This window comes from Actinoplanes italicus (assembly GCF_003001815.1).
GTDB classification, from domain to species: Bacteria; Actinomycetota; Actinomycetes; order Mycobacteriales; family Micromonosporaceae; genus Actinoplanes; species Actinoplanes italicus.
Genome location: NZ_PVMZ01000011.1, coordinates 42,515 through 61,453 on the forward strand (window position 1 = coordinate 42,515; position 18,939 = coordinate 61,453).

The 18,939-nt window shown below is 70.1% G+C and carries 16 protein-coding genes; 7 read left to right on the plus strand and 9 right to left on the minus strand.

What is annotated here, in order from left to right; all coding sequences use genetic code 11:
- The first annotated feature begins 124 nt into the window (after positions 1-124).
- The gene (locus CLV67_RS25860; protein ID WP_203737307.1) at positions 125-2,866 is read left to right on the plus strand and encodes an ATP-binding protein; all 2,742 of its coding nucleotides are present in this window, start codon (positions 125-127) and stop codon (positions 2,864-2,866) included.
- A gap of 13 nt (positions 2,867-2,879) precedes the next feature.
- On the opposite strand, the gene CLV67_RS25865 is transcribed toward CLV67_RS25860, so the two are convergent.
- Complete coding sequence (locus tag CLV67_RS25865; protein WP_249037966.1) at positions 2,880-3,530, minus strand: GntR family transcriptional regulator; 651 nt, start codon at positions 3,528-3,530, stop codon at positions 2,880-2,882.
- Positions 3,531-3,848: 318 nt separating this feature from the next.
- Here CLV67_RS25865 and CLV67_RS25870 point away from each other — a divergent pair, with 318 nt between their 5' ends.
- Together CLV67_RS25870 and CLV67_RS25875 are read left to right on the plus strand one after the other, a co-directional pair.
- Complete coding sequence (locus CLV67_RS25870) at positions 3,849-5,192, plus strand: FAD-dependent monooxygenase (protein ID WP_146169293.1); 1,344 nt, start codon at positions 3,849-3,851, stop codon at positions 5,190-5,192.
- Between the two features lie 135 nt (positions 5,193-5,327).
- Positions 5,328-6,098 carry an LLM class F420-dependent oxidoreductase gene (locus CLV67_RS25875; protein ID WP_106322791.1) on the plus strand — a complete coding sequence of 257 codons (771 nt, stop codon included), beginning with the start codon at positions 5,328-5,330 and terminating at the stop codon, positions 6,096-6,098.
- Positions 6,099-6,258: 160 nt separating this feature from the next.
- Here the strand turns inward: CLV67_RS25875 and CLV67_RS25880 are convergent, their stop codons facing one another.
- From CLV67_RS25880 to CLV67_RS25910, 7 genes are read right to left on the minus strand one after another with little or no spacing between them, the layout of a single operon-like run.
- On the minus strand, positions 6,259-7,485 hold the full coding sequence (locus CLV67_RS25880) for an iron-containing alcohol dehydrogenase (protein WP_106322793.1): 1,227 nt from the start codon (positions 7,483-7,485) through the stop codon (positions 6,259-6,261).
- Between the two features lie 48 nt (positions 7,486-7,533).
- The gene (locus CLV67_RS25885) at positions 7,534-8,994 is read right to left on the minus strand and encodes an NAD-dependent succinate-semialdehyde dehydrogenase (RefSeq protein ID WP_106322795.1); all 1,461 of its coding nucleotides are present in this window, start codon (positions 8,992-8,994) and stop codon (positions 7,534-7,536) included.
- Between the two features lie 12 nt (positions 8,995-9,006).
- Positions 9,007-10,083, minus strand: coding sequence for an ABC transporter ATP-binding protein (locus tag CLV67_RS25890; RefSeq protein ID WP_106322797.1), 1,077 nt, complete (start codon positions 10,081-10,083; stop codon positions 9,007-9,009).
- Positions 10,083-11,150, minus strand: a complete 1,068-nt coding sequence (locus CLV67_RS25895) for an ABC transporter ATP-binding protein (protein ID WP_106322799.1) — start codon at positions 11,148-11,150, stop codon at positions 10,083-10,085. Before CLV67_RS25895 ends, CLV67_RS25890 begins: the two co-directional genes overlap by 1 nt.
- Positions 11,150-12,064 carry a carbohydrate ABC transporter permease gene (locus CLV67_RS25900; protein WP_106322801.1) on the minus strand — a complete coding sequence of 305 codons (915 nt, stop codon included), beginning with the start codon at positions 12,062-12,064 and terminating at the stop codon, positions 11,150-11,152. Before CLV67_RS25900 ends, CLV67_RS25895 begins: the two co-directional genes overlap by 1 nt.
- A complete protein-coding gene (locus CLV67_RS25905) occupies positions 12,064-12,963 on the minus strand; it encodes a carbohydrate ABC transporter permease (protein WP_239166543.1) in 900 nt (299 codons plus the stop codon). Before CLV67_RS25905 ends, CLV67_RS25900 begins: the two co-directional genes overlap by 1 nt.
- Positions 12,964-13,010: 47 nt before the next feature.
- Entirely contained in the window at positions 13,011-14,366 is a 1,356-nt protein-coding gene (locus tag CLV67_RS25910; protein ID WP_239166542.1) for an extracellular solute-binding protein, read from the minus strand.
- Between the two features lie 309 nt (positions 14,367-14,675).
- On the opposite strand from CLV67_RS25910, the gene CLV67_RS25915 reads away from it, so the two are divergent.
- From CLV67_RS25915 to CLV67_RS25925, 3 genes are all read left to right on the plus strand, one after another.
- Positions 14,676-15,419 (plus strand): GntR family transcriptional regulator, encoded by a 744-nt coding sequence (locus CLV67_RS25915; RefSeq protein ID WP_239166541.1) that lies wholly within the window; start codon positions 14,676-14,678, stop codon positions 15,417-15,419.
- An 87-nt stretch (positions 15,420-15,506) separates the two neighbouring features.
- Complete coding sequence (locus CLV67_RS25920; protein WP_106322807.1) at positions 15,507-16,076, plus strand: DJ-1/PfpI family protein; 570 nt, start codon at positions 15,507-15,509, stop codon at positions 16,074-16,076.
- 1 nt (position 16,077) lies between these two features.
- Complete coding sequence (locus tag CLV67_RS25925; RefSeq protein WP_106322809.1) at positions 16,078-16,890, plus strand: alpha/beta fold hydrolase; 813 nt, start codon at positions 16,078-16,080, stop codon at positions 16,888-16,890.
- Between the two features lie 123 nt (positions 16,891-17,013).
- Here the strand turns inward: CLV67_RS25925 and CLV67_RS25930 are convergent, their stop codons facing one another.
- Positions 17,014-17,949 (minus strand): hypothetical protein, encoded by a 936-nt coding sequence (locus CLV67_RS25930; RefSeq protein ID WP_106322811.1) that lies wholly within the window; start codon positions 17,947-17,949, stop codon positions 17,014-17,016.
- 36 nt (positions 17,950-17,985) lie between these two features.
- On the opposite strand from CLV67_RS25930, the gene CLV67_RS25935 reads away from it, so the two are divergent.
- Positions 17,986-18,738: an SDR family NAD(P)-dependent oxidoreductase gene (locus tag CLV67_RS25935; protein WP_106322813.1), complete on the plus strand. Its 753-nt coding sequence runs from the start codon at positions 17,986-17,988 to the stop codon at positions 18,736-18,738.
- The last annotated feature ends 201 nt before the right edge of the window (positions 18,739-18,939 follow it).

Sequence of the window (18,939 nt, forward strand, 5' to 3'; positions counted from 1 at the left end):
TCTCCGGCCACCGAGCAATATATTGCATGATGTACGTCGAACCGGCTCCCGCGCCTCCGGACACCCCCACTCGCGGACCGGTTCGGTGAGCGACTCACCCGGCCGAAAGGCGCCGGTGAGCGCCGTGGACGATCTCTTCGGTCGCGAGGCCGAGCTGTCGATCATCAGCCGATTCCTGCGATCGGTCCGCGAGCACGGTGGTGCGCTGCTCGTCCGCGGCGAGTCGGGCATCGGCAAATCGGCGCTGCTGTCCGCCACGGCAGCCTTCGCCGCACTCGACGGCCTCCGAGTGCTCCGGGCCGCCGGTTCCGAGTTCGAAGCGGACGTCAGCTACTCGTTCCTCAATCAGTTGCTGCTGTCGTTGCGGGCCGAGGTTCGGCAACTGCCCTCATCCTCGCGTGACGCGCTCACCATCGCGCTCGGCTTCGGTCCGGGTCCCACCCCCGCTCCGCCGCTGATCGGCGACGCAGTCCTCACGCTGCTCACCCGCGTCGCCGAGCACGCCCCCGTACTGCTGATCGTCGACGACGTGCAGTGGGTGGACCGGGCCAGCGCGGCGGTGCTGGGCCTCGTCGCGCAGCGCGCCGCGGACCGGCCGGTGGGCGTCGTGGCCGCCGCCACCACCGGCACGCAGAATCCCCTGGACCGCTGTGGCCTGACCGAGGTCACGGTCCGGCCTCTCACCCCGGACTCCTCGGCCCGGCTGGTGGACGCGCGCCTGCCCACCCTGCCCGCACAGGCCCGGCAGCGCCTGCTCGACCTCGCCCAGGGCAATCCGCTGGCCCTGATCGAGTTGCCGGTCACGCTGTCCGGCGACGACCACGAGCCCGACGGCCGCCCCGACGTGGTCCCCCTGAGCGAACGGTTGCAGGCGGTCTTCGCTCAGCGCATCGCGAGCCTGCCCGACGCGACGCGCAGGCTGTTGCTCCTGCTCACGTTCGAGGGCAGCGGCGACGCGCGGGTCCTGGGAGGCATGGCCGACCTCACCGCACTGGCGCCCGCCGAGCGGGCCGAGCTGGTCCGGGTGCACGAGGACTCCGGCCGTGTCGTCTTCCGCCACCCGCTGATCCGGTCGGCCATCGTCGCGATGTCCACCCACGAGGAACGCCGCACCGCACACCTCACCGCCGCGGGCGGCCTGTCCACAGATCCGGAGCGCCGGTCACGGCACCTCGCGGTGGCGGCATCGGGCCCGGACGAGGTGGTCTCCGGCCACCTCGACGAGGCCGCACACCGCGTCCTGCGACAGGGTGACTCCCAAGCCGCCATCGCCACGCTGATCCGCGCGGCAGAGCTGAGCGCCACTCCCGGTGACCGGGCGCGACGGCTGGCCGAGGCCGCGTACATCGGAGCGGAGGCCGGAGGTAGTGCCGATGCGACCACGTTGCTGACCGATGCGGCGGCGACGAGTCCCGGCACCGCCGGATCTCTGCACGCAGCGGCCGCGGCCGCGCTGCTGATGATCAACGGTGACGGAGACGTGCACACAGCCCACCGGCTGCTCGCGGGGGCGATCGAGGCGGGGGACCACGGCTGGCGCGCTGACGATCCGGCCCTCGAAGAGGCCATGCACACGATGGTTCTGCTGTCCTGGTACGCGGGCACAGCCGAGCACTGGGCGGTGTTCCGCCGGGCCATGGAAAGACTGACCCCCCACCCGCCCGACGTCCTCTCCGTTCTGAGCCGGACCTTTCCCGATCCGGTGCGCACCGGTGCCGACGCCCGCGCCGATCTGGAGGCGCTGATCTCCCGCCTGTCCGAGGAGACGGACCTGACACGGATCATGCGGATCGGCACCGCGTCGGTCTACCTGGACCGTCTCGGCGACAACCGGGAGTACTCCTGGCTGCTGATCGGCCAGGGCCGGGAGGGAGGGGCGCCGCGCCTGCAACTGTCGGCGCTGATGCACCTGTGCCTGGACGACTTCCTCACCGGCCGGTGGGAGGAGTCCGAAGAGCTGGCGCACGAGGCTCAGAAGCTGTGCTCCACCAGCGGCCTGACCTTCCTGAACTGGTATTTCCTCTACAACCGGGCCATCGTCGCGGCCGGTCGCGGCCGTCCCGGCGAGGCCTTCGAGCTGGCTGACGAGATCACCCACTGGGCCCTGCCCCGTGGCGTCGCCGGCGCGGTGGCCATTGCCCACCATCCCCGGGCGCTCGCCGCCGCCGCTGAGGGTGACTTCGAGGCCGCATTTCTCCACGCCTCCGCGGTGAGCCCACCCGGTGTCCTCGCGCCGTACGTGCCGATCAGCACCTGGGTGATGTTCGATCTGGTGGAGGCAGCCCTGCGCACCGGGCGTACGGCCGAGGCCCGTGCCCACGGCGACGCCATGCGGTCGGTGGGCGTCGCCGAGCTGTCCTGGCGCATGAGGCTGATCCAGCACGGCGTCGACGCTCTGGTGCTGGACACCGACGAGGCTGACGCGCAACTGGAGGAGACGCTGGCGGACGAGCAGTCCGCACGCTGGGTCTTCGAGGCTTCCCGGATAAGGCTGGCTTTCGCCGAGAAGGTACGGCGGCGCAAGGACTTCGCCCGTGCCCGGACCCATCTGCTCGCCGCTCACGCCGGTTTCGACGCCATGGGCGCCGAACCATGGCTGGCCCGGACGGTCGTCGAGCTGCGGGCCACCGGCTATCGCCCGGTGATCGCGGAGCAGCAGCCGGGCGACCTGACCGCTCAGGAACTCGAGATCGCCCGGCTCGCCGCCGGGGGCCTCACCAACAAGCAGATCGCCGAACGCCTCTACCTCTCGCACCGCACGGTGGGCGCCCACCTGTACCGGATCTTCCCCAAGCTCGGTGTGTCGTCACGAGCAGGGCTCCGCGACGCTCTGTCGGCGCACGGTCCGGAGGACCCGGGCGCCTGAGGACCACCCGCTGTCACGCGGTGGGATCGGCGGCCGTCTCCAGCTCGAAGACCTCGTCCAGGCTCATCCAGTTGGCCCGCGCCGCCGCTGCGGCCCCCTCCACGTCACGGGCCTCACACAGCGCGACGATGCGTTCGTGCATGTCCACCGAGGAGCGGCCGTTCAGCGAGGAGAAACGCACTCGCTCGAGTCGCCGCAGCACCGGCGTGAACTCCTCCAGCACCGTACGCAGCGCCGGATTTGCCGAGGCGAGCACCGCCACACCGTGAAAGTCGTCGTCCGCGGCGATGGCCGCATCGACGTCGTCGGCCCGCAACGCCGCCGCGAAACGGTCGTTGGCCTCACGCATGGCCGCGAGATCGTCGGCGGAGAGCCGCTGAACGGCCTCCCGTACGGCGAGCTCGTGCATCGCGGCGGTGACTGTCTGCGCCGCCCGCGCCGCGCCGGCGTCAAGTGGGCTCACCATCGTGTAGCGGCCGGGTTTCGTCTGAACCAGGCCCGACTTCTCCAGGCGGGTCAGCGCCTCGCGCACCGGGGTCCGGCTGACTCCCAGCCATTCCGCCAGCTCAGCATCGTTGAGCCGCTCCCCCGGCGCGAACGTGCCGTCGACGATCGCGTCCCGGATCCACTGATAGGCGTTCTCCCGCAGCAGGGAACGCGACATGACACCCGCATGGGGAGGGACCGGCATGCAAAATATTTCACACCGCGGCGCTACGGAAAGTCAACAACGCCCATCCGCTGTCACAACCCTCTCTGAAGCCGCCCACCAGCACGTACGCCGGACCGGCCATCCGTGCCACGGCCGCTGTCCCCCATGTCGGCCGCGGGCCGGAGAGCAACACCGCCCGATCTGAACTGTGCGGGTGCCGGGACGTCGTGAGAGCTGAGGACCGTTTCCGGTGACCGCGAACCCGCGGGTCAGGACCGGAGACGCCACCGACCGGCGGCAACGCGACACAGCGAGAGACAGGGTTACTCGGTGAACGAATCTGGGACTCCTACCGGCGGCCATGCGGTCGTCATCGGCGGCAGTGTGGCCGGGCTCCTCGCGGCACGCGCGTTGAACGCGTCGTTCGAGCAGGTGACGGTCCTCGACCGGGACACCCTGCCCGCCGACCCGGTCGCCCGCCGCGGGGTTCCGCAGGGCCGGCACGTGCACGGTCTCACCGCCCGTGGCGCCGCCGGGCTGAACAGCCTGTTTCCGGGCTTCCTCGACGCGCTGACAGCTGCCGGGGCGCCACGAGCCGACGCCCTGGCCGACTACAACTACTATCTGGACGGCCACAAACTCGCCCGCGCGATCGCGGACACCCCGAACTACCTCGCCACGCGGCCGCTGATCGAGAGCCTGATCCGGGAACGTACGAGCGCCCTCGGCAACGTCACCGTCGCCGACTCGACCGAGGTGGTCGACCTGATCGCCGCGGAGGGGCGGGTCACCGGCGTACGAGTACGCCCGGTGAACGACGAGCAGGCCGGGCACATCCTGGATGCGGACCTGGTGGTGGACGCGGCCGGACGCGGCTCACGCGTCATGACGTGGCTGGCGGCGCTGGGTTACCCGGCCCCGGAGGAGACGGTCGTCCGGACGAACGTGGTCTACGTGACCCGGCACTTCCGCCAGGAGCCGGGTCAGCCGGGCGGACGGCAGGCCGTGGTCTCGGGCGCCTACCCGGCGAATCCCCGGAGCGGCGCAGCCGTACGACAGGAGAACGGCCGGATCGCCGTGTTCCTCGCCGGCATGCTCGGCGATGAGCCGCCCACCGACGACGAGGGCATGCGCGCGTTCGCGGCGACGCTGGCCGCCCCCGAGATCGCCGAGTTGCTCGGTACCGCGGAGCCGCTCGGCGAAGCCGCGAAGATGCGGAATCCGGCGAGCTCGCTCAGGCACTTCGAGAAGCTGGACCGCTACCTCGACGGGTATCTCGTCGTCGGCGATGCGATGTGCAACTTCAACCCGCTGTACGGCCAGGGCATCACCGTCGCCGTGCTCGAGGCGGAGCTCCTCGAATCGTTGCTGCGCGACGGCACCGACCGGCTGGCCCGGCGCTACTTCGCCGGGTCCGCCCGGCTGCTGGCCGAACCGTGGGCCCTGGCCACCGGCAGCGACCTGCGCTTCCCCGGAGTGGAGGGTGTACGCAACCCGGAGGACGAGCAGGCCGGCCAGTACCTGAGCATGCTGCGTACCGCCGCCGCGACCGACGTGGGCGTCGCCGCGGCCTTCCTCCGGGTGGCGAACATGCTGGCGCCGATCTCGTCACTCTTCGACCCCGCCCTCGCCGCCCGAGTGCAGAAGTCGGCTCCGCAGCACGCGCCGGGCTGAGCCGGGCCGAAGACACCCGGGTGTCCGGGGACTTCCCTCCCGGACACCCGGCGATCCCACCCGGAGGTATTCGTCGCGGGAGAGTTCACCACATCACCCGGAAGCCGGACGACGCCTGCCCGTAGGCTCGGAAGCATGATCGATAGGCCGGTTCGCATCGGGCTGCAGCTGCAGCCGCAACACATGGACTACGCCACCATCCGCCGCACCGCCTCCGAAGCCGAGGACCTCGGCCTGGACGTGCTCTTCAACTGGGACCACTTCTTCCCGCTTTCGGGCGAACCTGACGGACTGCACTTCGAGTGCTGGACGATGCTGGCCGCCTGGGCCGAGTCCACTTCCCGGGTCGAGATCGGCGCCCTGGTCTCCTGCAACAGCTACCGCAATCCCGACCTGCTCGCCGACATGGCCCGCACCGTCGACCACATCTCCGGAGGCCGCCTGATCCTCGGCATCGGCTCGGGCTGGTTCGAACGCGACTACACCGAGTACGGCTACGAGTTCGGAACCGCCGGTGGCCGCCTCGACGACCTCGCCACCGCACTCCCCCGCATCGAATCCCGCTGGTCTCGTTTGAATCCGCCGCCCACCCGCGACATCCCCGTCCTCATCGGCGGCGGAGGCGAGAAGAAGACTCTGCGCCTGACGGCCAAGCACGCCGACATCTGGCACAGCTTCTCCGACCCGGAAACCCTCGACCGCAAGCTTGGCATCCTGCGCGACCACTGCAAGGACGTCGGCCGCGACCCGGACGAGATCGAGATCTCCGTGATGGGTCACACCGAGAACCGCGACAGGATGTACGAGCTCGGCGCCCGCCTCTTCACCATCAACACCGGCGGCCCGAAACCCGACCTCACCGAACTCCGCGAGTTCCTCGCCTGGCGCGACAAACTCAACGCATAACGCCTTCAGCAGGGGGTTGGTCACCGCCTCCGCTGCGAACCTCCGCGCTGCTTCCGGAGAGGTCGCGCGCTAGGCGGGCACTCGTTCGGCCCAGCGCGCTGCCCCGGAGTGATGTCGATGGTCTCCGCCCGATAGACCGTCACGTCGGGCCGACGATTGTTCAACGGCACAGGGCGTTACGCCTCCGGTCGCCGGTCCAGGCGGCTTCGAGGATCGCGGTCAGGCTGGCGGTGTCGGTCGGGCCCGGATGGTTCTGGATCAGGCGCGTGACACCGCCGGCCATCTCCGCGAAGCGGGGCAGGTCGGCGCGGGCCACGCCGATGTCGGCCAGGGTGGCGGGGATGCCGATGTCGGCCAGGAGCCCGTCGAGCCAGACGAGGAAGGCGTCCGCGGCATCGGTGTCCGGCGCGTCGGACACGTCGAGCCCGCACACCCGGGCCAGGGTGGCCAGCCGGTCGCCGATGGCGTCCCGGGCCGCGTCGAGCGCGTACGGCAGGAGCAGCCCGACCCCCAGGCCGTGCGGTGTGTGCGTCGCCGCGCCGATCGGGTACTGGAGGGCGTGCGGGGCCGCGTTGCCGGCGTGGGAGAAGGCGATCCCGGCGAGCATGGACCCGTAGGACATGTCGGCGCGCGCGTCGGTGTCGCCTCCGTCCCGGACGGCTCGGCGCAAGCTGCGGGCGATCCGCTCGGCGGCCTGGAGCGCATAGTGGTCGGTGATCCGGTTGCGGCCGAGGAAGACCTGCTCCACCGGGTCCCGCGGCCCGTGAGGCCGGGGCCGCGCGGTGTAGCTCTCCACCGCGTGGCAGAACGCGTCGATGCCGGAGTGGGCGGTGACCACCGGGGGGCAGGTGTAGGTGAGTTCGGGGTCGACGACGGCGAAGTCAGGCACGATGTGGACGCTGGAGACCCCCACCTTCAGCGCCCGGCCGGGGTCGGTCAGCACCGAGACGGGGGTGAGTTCGGAACCGGTGCCCGATGTCGTCGGGACCGCGACGAGCGGAATCGTCGGGCCGGGCACCTTCGACTCACCGTAATAGTCGCGTGGCGTCCCGCCGTGGCGCCGGATGACGCCGACGATCTTGGCGAGGTCGATCACCGTGCCGCCGCCGATGGCCAGGATCACGTCGGCGTTCACGGCGGTGGCCGCCGAGACGGCCAGGGCCACGTCGCTCAGCGGCACGTCGGGAGTCGCGTCGGGGAAGACCTCGACAGCCTCCACCCGGTCCCGGACGGCGGCCACGATCTCCGCCACGGCCGGCTGCCCCAGAAGAGTCCGGTCGGTCACGACGAGGACCCGCGAGCCGCTCTCGGCCACCAGACGAGGGATGTTCTGCGCGACGCCTTCGCCCACTATCAGCTGGCGTGGTCCGCGGACGGTCTCAAGCATGTCGGCACCTCTCTGGAACGTCGGCGGTCGCCCGGGACAGCGGGCCGGTCACGGTAGGTCGATCGCCACGTAGGTGAGGTCGAGGTACTCGAGAAGGCCTTCGTGCGAACCCTCCTTGCCGGTCCCGGACTGTTTCACGCCGCCGAACGGAGCGGACGGATCCGATATCAGGCCACGGTTGACGCCGAGCATCCCCGTTTCCAGCCCTTCGGCGAACCGCAGCGCCCGCTGCAGGTCCCGGGTGAAGACGTAGCCCGCCAGGCCGTGCTCGGTGTCGTTGGCCTTGGCCATCACCTCGTCGTCGGACGTGAACGAGACGATCGGCGCCACCGGTCCGAAGATCTCCTCCGCCAGCATCCGCGCGTCCTCGGGCACGTCGGCGAGGACCGTGGGCGGGTAGAAGTGGCCCGGCCCGTCCGGGCGCCGGCCGCCCACCAGGATCCGGGCGCCGCGATCGACCGCGTCGGCGACGAGTTCGTCGACCTTGGCGACCGAGGTCTCGTCGATCAACGCCCCGACGTCCACGCCGTCGTCGAGTCCGTGACCCACCGAGAGCGCGGCCATCCGCTCGGCGAAGCGCGCCGTGAACTCCTCGCGTACCGGCTCCTCGACGTAGATCCGGTTGGCCGCGATGCAGGACTCCCCGATGTTGCGCATCTTGGCCACCATGGCCCCGTCGACCGCGACGTCCAGGTCAGCGTCGGCACACACGATCAGGGCCGCGTTCCCCCCGAGTTCCATCGAGGTACGCAACACGTTGTCGGCGGCCTGCCGGAGCAGCCCGCGCCCGACCTCGGTCGACCCGGTGAACGAGAGTTTGCGGGTCCGGCCGTCGGAGAGCAGGGCCGAGACCACCTCGCCGGCCCGCTTGGTGGTCACCACGTTGACGACGCCCGGCGGGACGCCGGCCTCCTCCATGATGCGCGCCAGAAACAGCATGGTGAGAGGCGTCAGCGCGGCCGGTTTGGTGATCGTGGTGCAGCCCGCCGCCAGCGCGGGGGCGATCTTGCGGGCGCCCATGGCCAGCGGAAAGTTCCACGGCGTCACGAACACGCACGGTCCTACCGGCTTCGGCACGGTGAGGATGCGATAGCCGCCCCCGGGAGCGGTGCTGTAACGCCCCTCGACGCGGACCGCCTCCTCGGCGAACCAGCGGAAGAACTCGGCGCCGTACGCCACCTCGCTCCGAGCCTCGGCGAGCGGCTTGCCCATCTCGAGCGTGATCAGGCGGGCGACCTCCTCGGACCGCTCGATCAGAGCCCGGTGCGTCGCGGCCAGCAACTCCGACCGTTTCCGCGGCGGGGTCGCCGCCCAGTCCGCCATCGCCTTGCTCGCCGCGTCCAGAGCGTCGAGCCCGTCGGCCACACCGGCGTCCGCCACCTCGGCGATGACCTTGCCGTTGGCCGGGTCCTCGACCGTGAAGGTGGCTCCGTTCGCGGCGCCGCGCCAGGTGCCGCCGATCCGGAGCAGCCGGTGCTCGGGGGCCAGGACGTTCATCGGGTCACTCATCGCGTGGACTCCTTACCGGGTGGCCGCGGACAGCGACTGCCCGGTGCTCGCGTCGAAAAGATGCGCACGATCCAGGTCGACCGTGACGAGCAGCCGTTCGCCCGGTGTGCCGCTGATCGTGGGTCGTGCCTTCACCTTGAGGATCTCCGTCCCCACCCGGACGTCGACCACCGTCCGGTCACCGAGCGGCTCGATACCGTAGAGCTCCCCGGGCAACGAGGCATTGCCCCGCTGCTCGACGGACAGGTCCTCCGAGCGCAGCCCCAGCAGCAGCGGACGACCGTCCTCGGCCGTGGTCCAACCGGGCCGCGGGAGCGACCAGCCGTCCGCACCGATCAGACGGTCTCCTTCGGCACGGCAGGCGAGCAGGCTGATCGGCGGGCTCCCGACGAAGCCGGCGACCCACTGGTTGGCCGGCCGCTCGTACACCTCGGCCGGTGTCCCGACCTGCTGCACCTTTCCCTCTTTGAGGACCGCGACCTGGTCGGCCATGGACAGCGCCTCGACCTGGTCGTTGGTCACGTAGACGAAGGTGGCTCCGAGGCTGCGATGGATACGGGTGAGTTCGGTACGCATCTCGACGCGCAGCTTGAGGTCGAGGTTGGTCAGCGGCTCGTCCATGAGGAACGCGCGCGGGCTGCGGACCAGCGCCCGCGCCAGGGCGACCCGCTGCATCTCACCGCCCGACAACTGCGCGGGACGGCGCTGCAGGAGGCGCTCGATGTGCAGCAGGCCCGATATCCGGTCGACGGCCTCGGCGATCTCGCTCGGGGGACGGCGACGTGCCCGCAACGGCGAAGCGATGTTCTCGTACGCCGTGTGCCGCGGATAGAGGGCGTAGTTCTGGAAGACCATGGCCAGGTCGCGGTCGGCCGGGGCGTCACCGGTCGCGTCCCGGCCGTCCAGATGCACCGAGCCGGCGTCCAGCTTCTCCAGGCCGGCGATCGCTCGCAGGGTGGTCGTCTTGCCCGCCCCGGACGGCCCGAGCACGACGAAGAACGAGCCGTCCGGCACGTCCAGCGTCACCCCGTCCAGGGCCTGAACCTTGCCGAAGGATTTGCTCAGCCCCTGTGCCGCCACGGTTCCCATCAGGCCACCAGTTCTTCCGTGCGCACGTCGTAGACCGCGGGGGCGGCGCCGGTGTGCCGCAGACCGACCCGGCTGTCGGTGGCGAAACGGACCGTGGGAGCCATCCGGACCCGGACGTCGCGCTGACCGCCGTGGTCGACGACGTAGATGATCTCGTCGCCCAGCCATTCCGCCGAGACCACGCGGGCCGGGATCGAACGGTCCGCCCCGGGTGCCGTGACCTCCAGCGCCTCCGGCCGGACACCGGCGACCAGGCCCCGGTCGCGCGGCAGGCCCGGCGGGGGCGTGAGATCCAGCCCGCCCTTGCTGCGCAGCTTCCCGCCGGCCACCTCCACGTCCAGGAGGTTCATCGGCGGGGAGCCGATGAAGGCGGCGCAGAAGAGACTCGCCGGACGGTCGTAGACTTCCAGCGGCGTACCGATCTGCTCGACGCGGCCCTTGTTGAGGATGGCGATCCGGTGACCGAGTGACATCGCCTCGACCTGATCGTGGGTGACGTAGACCATCGTCGTTCCCAGTTCGTGCTGCAGGTGCTTGATCTCCGTGCGCATGTCCGCCCTCAGCTCCGCGTCCAGGTTGGTGAGGGGCTCGTCCATGAGGAAGGCGCGCGGTCGCCGCACCAGGGCGCGAGCAAGCGCGACGCGCTGCTGCTCGCCGCCGGACAGCCGGCGCGGCCGCCGATCCAGCAGCGGACCCAGCCGCATCAGCCGGGCCGCCTCGTCGACGCGTTCGCGTACCTCGGCCTTGGGAAGTCCCTCGGCACGCAGGGGAAACGCCAGGTTGTCGCGGGTTCGCAGATGGGGGTAGAGCGCGTAGAACTGGAACACCATGGCGATGTCACGCTCGGCCGGCGGCAGGTCGTTGACCAGCGTGGTGCCGATGCGGATGTCGCCCGTGGTCTGCCTCTCCAGGCCGGCTATGGCCCGCAGCGTGGTCGTCTTGCCGCAACCCGACGGGCCGAGCATCACGAACAGCTCGCCGTCGCCGATGGACAGGTCCACGTGCTCCACCGCGACCGTCCCGTCCGGGTAGCGCTTGTGCAGCGCGGTCACCTCGATGCCGGCCATCAGCGTCGCACCGCCCCGAGCGTCACACCGGCGACGAGATGCCTGCGCACCAGGTAGGCGAATATGAGCACCGGCAGGGCGAACACCACGGAGGAGGCGGCCACCAGGCCCCAGTCCACCGTGGTGCCGCCGATGAGGCCGGCGATGGCCGGTGGGGCGGTCCGGACGCTGTCGCTGGAGGTGAGGAAGATGGCGAACACGAACTCGTTCCACGAGAAGATGAGGGCGAACACCGCCGTCGCGGCGATGCCGGGCACGAGCAGGGGCAGGGTGAACTTCCGGAACGCCTGCAGGCGGGTGTAGCCGTCGAGCATGGCCGCGTCCTCATATTCCGCGGGCACCTCGTCGACGAATCCCTTCACCATCCAGATCGTGAACGGCAGGTTGAAGGCGGTGTAGATGAGGATCAGGCCGAGCGGGGTGTCGATGAGCCCGACCACGCGATACATCAGGAAGATCGGGATCACGACCACCACGGGCGGCATGAAGCGGGTGGACAGGATGAAGAACAGCTGGTCCTTCTTGGCCTTCAGGGTGAAGCGTGAGTAGGCCCAGGCCGCCGGGACGCCCAGCAGCGTGGCCAGCACGGTGGAGACGCCGGCGACCAGGAGGGAGTTGAGGAAGGCGACGGACAGGTCCGAGAGGCCGCCACCGGGGGCGACGAAGACGTCGCGGTAATGGGCCAGGGTGACCTCGAAATCGAAGAACTTGGCCGGTACGGCGTAGACGTCGCGGTTCTCCTTGATGGACGTCTCGATCATCCACAGCACCGGGAAGAGCATCACGACGGCCAGCACGGTCAGCAGCGCGATCTCGAGCACCGAGCGGCCCCGTCCGCCGCCGATGCGGCGCGCGGGCGGCGTGCGATCCCGGACAGGACTTGCCGGCACGGCCTCGTTCACGGAGACGGCCATCAGTCCTCCTTGAGCTTGTTCAGGTAGCGCAGGTAGAGCTGCGTGAGGACGATGACGATGACGACCATGAGAATTCCGTACGCCGAGGCGGTTCCGGTGTTGAAGCCCAGGAACGCGACCTTGTAGACGTGGAACGACAACGTCTCGGTGGAGACCCCCGGACCTCCGCTGGTCAGGATGTAGACGAGGTCGAACAGCCGGAAGGCCTCGATGGCCCGGAACAGCACGGCGATGAGCAGCAGCGGCCACACCAGCGGAAGGGTGATGGTGCGGAACCGGAACCACTCGGACGCCCGGTCGATCGAGGCGGCCTCGTACAGGTACTTGGGCACCGCGGTCAGGCCCGCCAGGGCGATCAGCATGATGAACGGTGTCCATTGCCAGGTGTCGACCACGATCAGGGAGAACAGCGCGGTGCGCTGCCGGGTCAGCCACTCAACCTGATCCAGGCCGAGCGAGCCGAGCATGCTGTTGACCACGCCGAACTGCGCGTCGAGCATGAATCGCCAGAACAGGCCGACCACGACCGGTGACAGCATCATCGGGATCAGGAACAGCGTGGTCAGCAGGCCCCGTCCGTGCGTACGCCGTGAGATCAGGTAGGCGATGGTGAAACCGAGCACGGTCTGCAGGACGACCGCACCGACCACGTAGATCAACGTCGTCACGGCCCTGAGGTGGACCTGCGCCGAGGTCAGGACCGCGGTGTAGTTCTCGAACCAGACGAAGGTGCCGGTCCCCCCGCGAGTGGCCGAGTAGTCGGTGAAGGACAGGAACAGCGCCCACACCAGCGGGAACACCGACATGGCGAGCAACAGCAGCAGCGCCGGGGTGATGAAGGCCACGGCGAGCTTGCGGTCGCTCAACCGGCGGGACCGGCCCCGGGCCGGCGGCGTCACGGACGCCACCTTCCCGGGGCGGTCGGTCGTCAGAGGAACGGCGTCACTCACAGTCCGCCGCCGCCCTTTTTGCCGCTGGAGTCGAGTACGGCCTGCTGCTCCCTGGCGATGTCGTTGAGCGCGTCGCCCGGCTTCTTCGCGCCGTTGAGAGCCGCGTTGACGTTGGTGTTCTCGATGTCGACCAGCCGCGCGTACTGGGGCACGTTCCACATGTCCCGCATCCGCGGAACCGAGTCGGCGTACACCTTGTTGAAGGGGCCGGCGTCGAGGAACTCGGGTGACTGAATGGCGTCCGTCCGCGATGGCACGCCGCCCGCCGCGGCCCACTTCTTCTGGATGTCAGCCTGCTCGAACCACTTCATGAAGTTCAGGGCCTCGGCCTGGTTCGCCGCGGAGGAGTAGGCCGACACGTGCATCCCCATGCCGCCGAGAGGCACCAGGTCCGTCTTCTGCTTGGGCAGGGTGGCGAAGCCCAGCTTGCCGAGGATCTCCTCCCGCGTCTTGCCGAGCGTCGACTGCTTCGGGTCGAGCAGGCCGCCGCTCGCGGCGATCCAGTTGAACGCGATGCAGGCCTTGCCCTGCGCGACGGCGGCGTTCACCTCGTCGATGAACCAGTTGCCGGAGCCCTTGGCGGTCAGTGGCTTCATCTTGTTGACCAGGACGTCCATCGCCTCCTGGCCGGCCGCGTCGTTGAGGACGCCCTCGATCTTCTTCGCCTTGGCGTCCCACAGGTTGCCGCCGTAGACGCCGTTGACCGTGTTGTAGGTGACGGCCGCGGCGTCGGAGCCGTTGGCCTGGTGGAAGGCCAGCCCGCTGACGCCCGGGTTGTCCGTCTGGCACTTCTCGGCCACTGAGATCATCTCGTCCCAGGTCTGCGGTGCCTGGTCGCCGATCAGATCCTTGCGATAGATCATCGTCCAGGTGTCGCCGAGCAGCGGCAGCCCGTACAGGCTGGCGTTCTCGTCGCGCTTGCCGGTCTCCGCCTGGGGGAACTGGCCGTAGGCGGCCAGCAGGTACGGGTCGTAGGCGTTGACGTCGATGTTGTTCTTGACGAAGTCGGTGAGGTCGAGGATGTTGCCGTTCGTCACCGCCTCACCGATGTGCTGCGAGTCAAGGATCGCGATGTCGAAATCGGTCTTCCGCGCGGCGAACTGGGTGAACATGGCGTCGTGCCAGTTCGCGTTCGGGACGGTGTTGACCTTGATGGTCGCGTTCGGGCGTACCTTCTTGTATTCCTCGTTCGCGAACTTCTCCAGCGCCTGGGCGGGGGGCCACTCGAACCAGACGAAACTGAGAGTCAGCGGGTCCCCGGTGAGTTCCGGGATGGTCGCCGGAGCCTTGGGCGCGCTCACCTGTGCGGCGTCGTCCTCGCTGCCGCTGCAAGCCGTCAAGGTGGTGCCCATCAGCAGCATGGCTGCCGCTACCAGAAGTACCTTTCTAGCAGGTCGTCCTCTTCGTCGTAGAGATCGCATTTATTGCCTGCTTTCCGGGAGTTGATGACTTTTAGAACCTCGCCGGGTGCCTCGTTGGATTCCGCAGCTGCTGGGGGGTCGCCCCGGGGTCGGCGTCACGAGAGCGCCTCGATGTACTGGATGCGGGATGACGAGCATCCGCCACTTTTCCTATACGATCCAGCCGTGGGCGTCAGAATGCCGCAGCGTTGTGACTGATGTCAACGGGGTCGAAGACGCCAGGAAGGACCTCATGTCGCGATGGACGACGAAGCGATGACCTTGATGGACCGAAACGGCACGGCCGGTGCTGTGCCACCGGGCCGATCTCGCGGCCGGCTGGCCGACGAGGTGTACGACACGCTGCTCGGCCAGCTGATGTCGCTACGGATCGAGCCCGGCTCCCGCGTCACGATCGACGTCCTGGCACGTGAGCTGGGGGTCTCGCAGACGCCGATCCGGGATGCCCTCAACCGCATGGAGGCCGAGGGACTGGTCGTGCGGGTGCCGCACGCCGGCTACCGCATTCCCCCGCAGATCACCCGGCACCGCTTCGAGGACATGCTCGAGGTCCGCCTGCTTCTCGAGCCCGCCGCAGCGCGCCGATCAGCCGAGCGGGCATCACTTGAGCAGGTGAGCGGCCTGCGGCTGATGCTGGCCGAGATGGCGGAGCTGGAGGGAAGCGCCGGACCCATGGCCTATGGCGCCTTCGGTCTCCGCGATGCCGCTTTCCACGATCTCGTCGCGCTGAGCGCGGAGAATCAGGTCATCCGGGAGACGCTCGCTCGCCTGCACAGTCACGTGCACCTCTTCCGGCTGCACCACGACGCCCAGGTCACCCACCTGGCCATGGCCGAGCACGAGCAGATCGTGGCCGCGATCGCGGCGCGGGACCCCGACGCCGCCGCCTACGCGATGCGCCGGCACATCCTGCGCTCCGGCGAGCGTTTCCGGCGGATCTTCGACGAGGTCAAGGACGCGGACATGATGGTGGGAGAGCCTTGACGGGTGGGCCACCCCGAGGAATGCTGACTCGACCGGATCGGATCCGATCCGATCCGCACAGCCGCCCCCGGATGTGAGGAGAAGCAGATGCCCAGAGCACTGCTCCTGACCGGCGACGCCGCCGAAGAGCTCGACACCATGTATCCCTACTACCGCGTGCAGGAGGGCGGCTGGGACGTCGACGTCTCGTCGCGGACATTGCGTGACGTGCAACTGGTCATCCACGAGTTCGACCCCGGCTCCGACGCGTACGTGGAGAAGCCCGGCCGGAAACTGCCGGTCGACGTGCCGTGGGCCGAGGTCGACGTCGAGCGCTACCACGCCTTGATCATTCCTGGAGGCCGTGCCCCCGAGTGGATCCGCGTCGACGCCGACGTCCGGCGTATCACCGAGCACTTCTTCGCGCGCAACCTGCCCATCGCCCTGGTGTGCCACGGCGCGCAGGTGCCGGCGGTCTACGGGCTACTGAAGGGCCGCAAGACGGCGTGCTTCCCGCCCATCACCGGCGACATGGAGAATGCGGGTGCGACGGTCATCGACGCTCCCGACGTCGTGGACGGCAACCTCGTCTCGTGCCGGGGCTGGCCCGACATGCCGCAGTTCGGCCGGGCGATGATGGACGTGTTCTCGAAGTCCGTCAGCTCCGCGTCGGCGTGAGGTGGCGGAATTTCGGACCGTCACCGTCGGCGGCTCGCCCGTCCACGTCCTGGACAGCCGCGGCGGCCCCGCCGTGCTGATGCTGCACGGCTCCGGGCCCGGCACGACCGGGTCTGGAGCCTGGGCCGCGACGGCGGAGGCGCTGGGCCCGTCCTGGCGTTGGGTCGTGCCTGACCAGGCGGGATTCGGCAGCACTCCGGTGCCGCCGGGCTCCCGGGGCGGCCTCGGACTGTGGACGGAGCAGGCCGCGGGCCTCATGGATGCTCTGGGCGTCGAGCAGTACGCCGTGGTAGGGCACTCGATGGGCGGCGCGGTGGCCCTGGCGCTGGCGGCCGCGCGCCCCCGGCAAGTCACCCGGGTCGTCGCCGTCTCGACGATGGGCGCTCCCGGTGCGCCGCTGTCCGCCGACCTCGACGCGATCTGGGCCGCCCCCGCCGACCGGCACGGAGCCAGGGACATGCTGAGCCGCCTGTTCCTCACCCAGGCGCTGGTGACCGACACGGCCGTCGACGCCCGTGCGGCCGCGATGCGAAAGGGGGCAGCCGCGTACGCGTCGTTGTTCCCCCCGCCCCGGGCACGATGGGCCGACGACCTGACCCTCCCGGCGCGGGCACTGGCCGCGATCCGCGCTCCCGTGCTGCTCGTCCACGGCGCCGAGGACCGGGTCACCCCGCTCGTGACGGCAGCCCTGCCCCTTCTCGAGCACCTGCCCGACGTCCGCCTGCACGTCCTCGGCCGCTGCGGTCACGTTCCGGCGCTCGAGCACCCGCACGAGTTCCGGCAACTCCTGTCAGGCTTCCTCTCCCGGGACTGATGCCCCGATGCCGGTCACCGATACCCGCGCGGGCCGGGCCGCAGCAGCGCTACCCGCGAGCACCAGCCATGCACGCGCCGCACGGCCCCACCGCGACTCCCGGGCTGAGGCGATGGGTCACCCTCACTCCGTGGCCCGCCGGTCGGCGTAGCGGCGCGCCTCCTCCGTGTGCCAGCCGGGCCGGAACGTGCCGGCGGCCACCGCCGCCTCGAACTCCGCCAGGTCCGACGAGATCTCGGCGAACCGCTCGATGCCGCGGGAGGCGCCCGGCCCGTCGCGATAGGCCACGATGACGTCGACGACGCGCCGTGCGAGAGCGACGAGGTCCACCTCCGGGCGATACATCGACGCCCACACCTCGGACTCCAGCGTGAGGGCCTCGATCTCCCACGGCTCCGCGGCGGGGAACTCCCCACCGTCCCGCTCCGCCCAGGCCCGATCGATTCCGATCATCCGGGCCGCGTACGGCGGGCCGAACTGGAGAAATGTGTCGAACACGCCGTCTCTGACCGGAACGGCCCACGGCCTGGTCCGTCCGATCCGGGCCACCCCGAGTGCCTTGACGAGCGCGAACAGCAGGTCGTCGGCGGGCGTCTCCGCACTGCTACGGGCAAGCAGTTCACGAATCCTGTCGCCGTCGCCCGGAAGACCGGCGGCGGCCGCCCAGGCGACCAGTTCGGCGTGCACGGTGTCGAGGCCCCGCGCGACCGGGTCCGGCAGATAGCGAGGCTGGTGCTTGAAGGCGCCACAGAGCCGGTCGACGTCCCACAGGTGGGCGAAGACTCCCGCGCGTTCCGGAGTCGAGGCGTACATCGCCCCGCAGTACCCGTCGCTGATGTAGACGGCGAGAGCCGGCCTCCCGGTCGAGGCGACGAGCCCGGTCGTCGGAGCGACGAGGTCCGGCGGATCACTGAGGCCCCAGGTCTCCACCATCTGCCAGCCGTCACCCAGTTCCCGCAGCCAGCGCTTCTCGTCACCGTAGCCGCCCCGCACAGCGTCCTCGTCCGTCAGCAGCCCCCGCGGTTTGGCGACCACGACGGTCCCCCAGTACCCACCCATAACGCCGACCCCCGTTCGCGCGGGCACAATACAACCATGCGCCCGTCCTTCGTCGTCACCGGCGCCGCCCAGGGAATCGGCCGCGCGATCGCCCAACGCCTGACCGGGAACGGTCACGTGGTCGTCCTCGACGTCACCGACCGCCTGACCTGGCAGCACGACGCCGTCACGCTCGTCTCCGGCGACGCCGCCGACCCGGACACCGCCCGCCGCGCCGCCGACACTGCGGAGGCGCACGGCCCGCTGGCCGGCTGGGTCAACAACGCGGCCGTCTTCCACGACGCGAACCTGACCGACGCCACACCCGCACGCGTCCTGGACCTGATCACGACGAACCTGGCTCTCGCCGTGACCGGCTGCCACACCGCCGTGAACCACTTGCTGGCGCACGGGCGTACCGGCGCGATCGTCAACGTCTCCTCGCACCAGGCCCAGCGCCCGGTCCGCGGCGCCCTGCCGTACGCCACCGCGAAGGCCGCGATCGAGGGCCTGACCAGGGCCGTCGCCGTGGATCACGGGCCGGGCGGCATCCGTACCAACGCCGTCGCCCTGGGGTCGATCACCACGGATCGCTCCGAGGAGTACCGGGCAACCGACCCCTCGTTCGACGCCCAGATGGCCGGCCTGCACCCGCTCGGCCGCCCCGGCACCCCGGACGAGGTCGCCGACGTGGTCGCGTTCCTGCTCTCCCCCGCGTCCGGTTTCGTCAACGGCGCGATCCTGCCCGTTGACGGCGGCCGGTCCGTGAACGGCCCCGACCCGGAGGCTCAATCCCTCCCGCGCGGCTAGACACCTTTCGCGGTCAGGGTGCGGCCCGCCAGCCGTAGCTCAGCCGTGGAAATCCGGCCGGCAACGGAGGGCAGCGGGATCCCTTGACCGGCTTGAAGAGCGCGGCCTGATCCGGCGCTCCGGAGAGCACCGCCGTGCAGGGCCGGTGGTGCGGCGGTGGGAACACACGCAGCCGTTGCGCGCGACCCTGCCGCCGCCATA

Excerpts from the sequence above, each read along its gene's own strand:
- CLV67_RS25880 (WP_106322793.1), bottom strand. The coding sequence starts at position 7,485 with ATGCTTGAGACCGTCCGCGGACCACGCCAGCTGATAGTGGGCGAAGGC.
- CLV67_RS25885 (WP_106322795.1), bottom strand. The coding sequence starts at position 8,994 with ATGAGTGACCCGATGAACGTCCTGGCCCCCGAGCACCGGCTGCTCCGG.
- CLV67_RS25915 (WP_239166541.1), top strand. The coding sequence starts at position 14,676 with ATGGACGACGAAGCGATGACCTTGATGGACCGAAACGGCACGGCCGGT.
- CLV67_RS25920 (WP_106322807.1), top strand. The coding sequence starts at position 15,507 with ATGCCCAGAGCACTGCTCCTGACCGGCGACGCCGCCGAAGAGCTCGAC.
- CLV67_RS25930 (WP_106322811.1), bottom strand. The coding sequence starts at position 17,949 with ATGGGTGGGTACTGGGGGACCGTCGTGGTCGCCAAACCGCGGGGGCTG.
- CLV67_RS25910 (WP_239166542.1), bottom strand. The coding sequence starts at position 14,366 with ATGGGCACCACCTTGACGGCTTGCAGCGGCAGCGAGGACGACGCCGCA.
- CLV67_RS25865 (WP_249037966.1), bottom strand. The coding sequence starts at position 3,530 with ATGTCGCGTTCCCTGCTGCGGGAGAACGCCTATCAGTGGATCCGGGAC.
- CLV67_RS25875 (WP_106322791.1), top strand. The coding sequence starts at position 5,328 with ATGATCGATAGGCCGGTTCGCATCGGGCTGCAGCTGCAGCCGCAACAC.
- CLV67_RS25935 (WP_106322813.1), top strand. The coding sequence starts at position 17,986 with ATGCGCCCGTCCTTCGTCGTCACCGGCGCCGCCCAGGGAATCGGCCGC.
- CLV67_RS25895 (WP_106322799.1), bottom strand. The coding sequence starts at position 11,150 with ATGGCCGGCATCGAGGTGACCGCGCTGCACAAGCGCTACCCGGACGGG.
- CLV67_RS25900 (WP_106322801.1), bottom strand. The coding sequence starts at position 12,064 with ATGGCCGTCTCCGTGAACGAGGCCGTGCCGGCAAGTCCTGTCCGGGAT.
- CLV67_RS25890 (WP_106322797.1), bottom strand. The coding sequence starts at position 10,083 with ATGGGAACCGTGGCGGCACAGGGGCTGAGCAAATCCTTCGGCAAGGTT.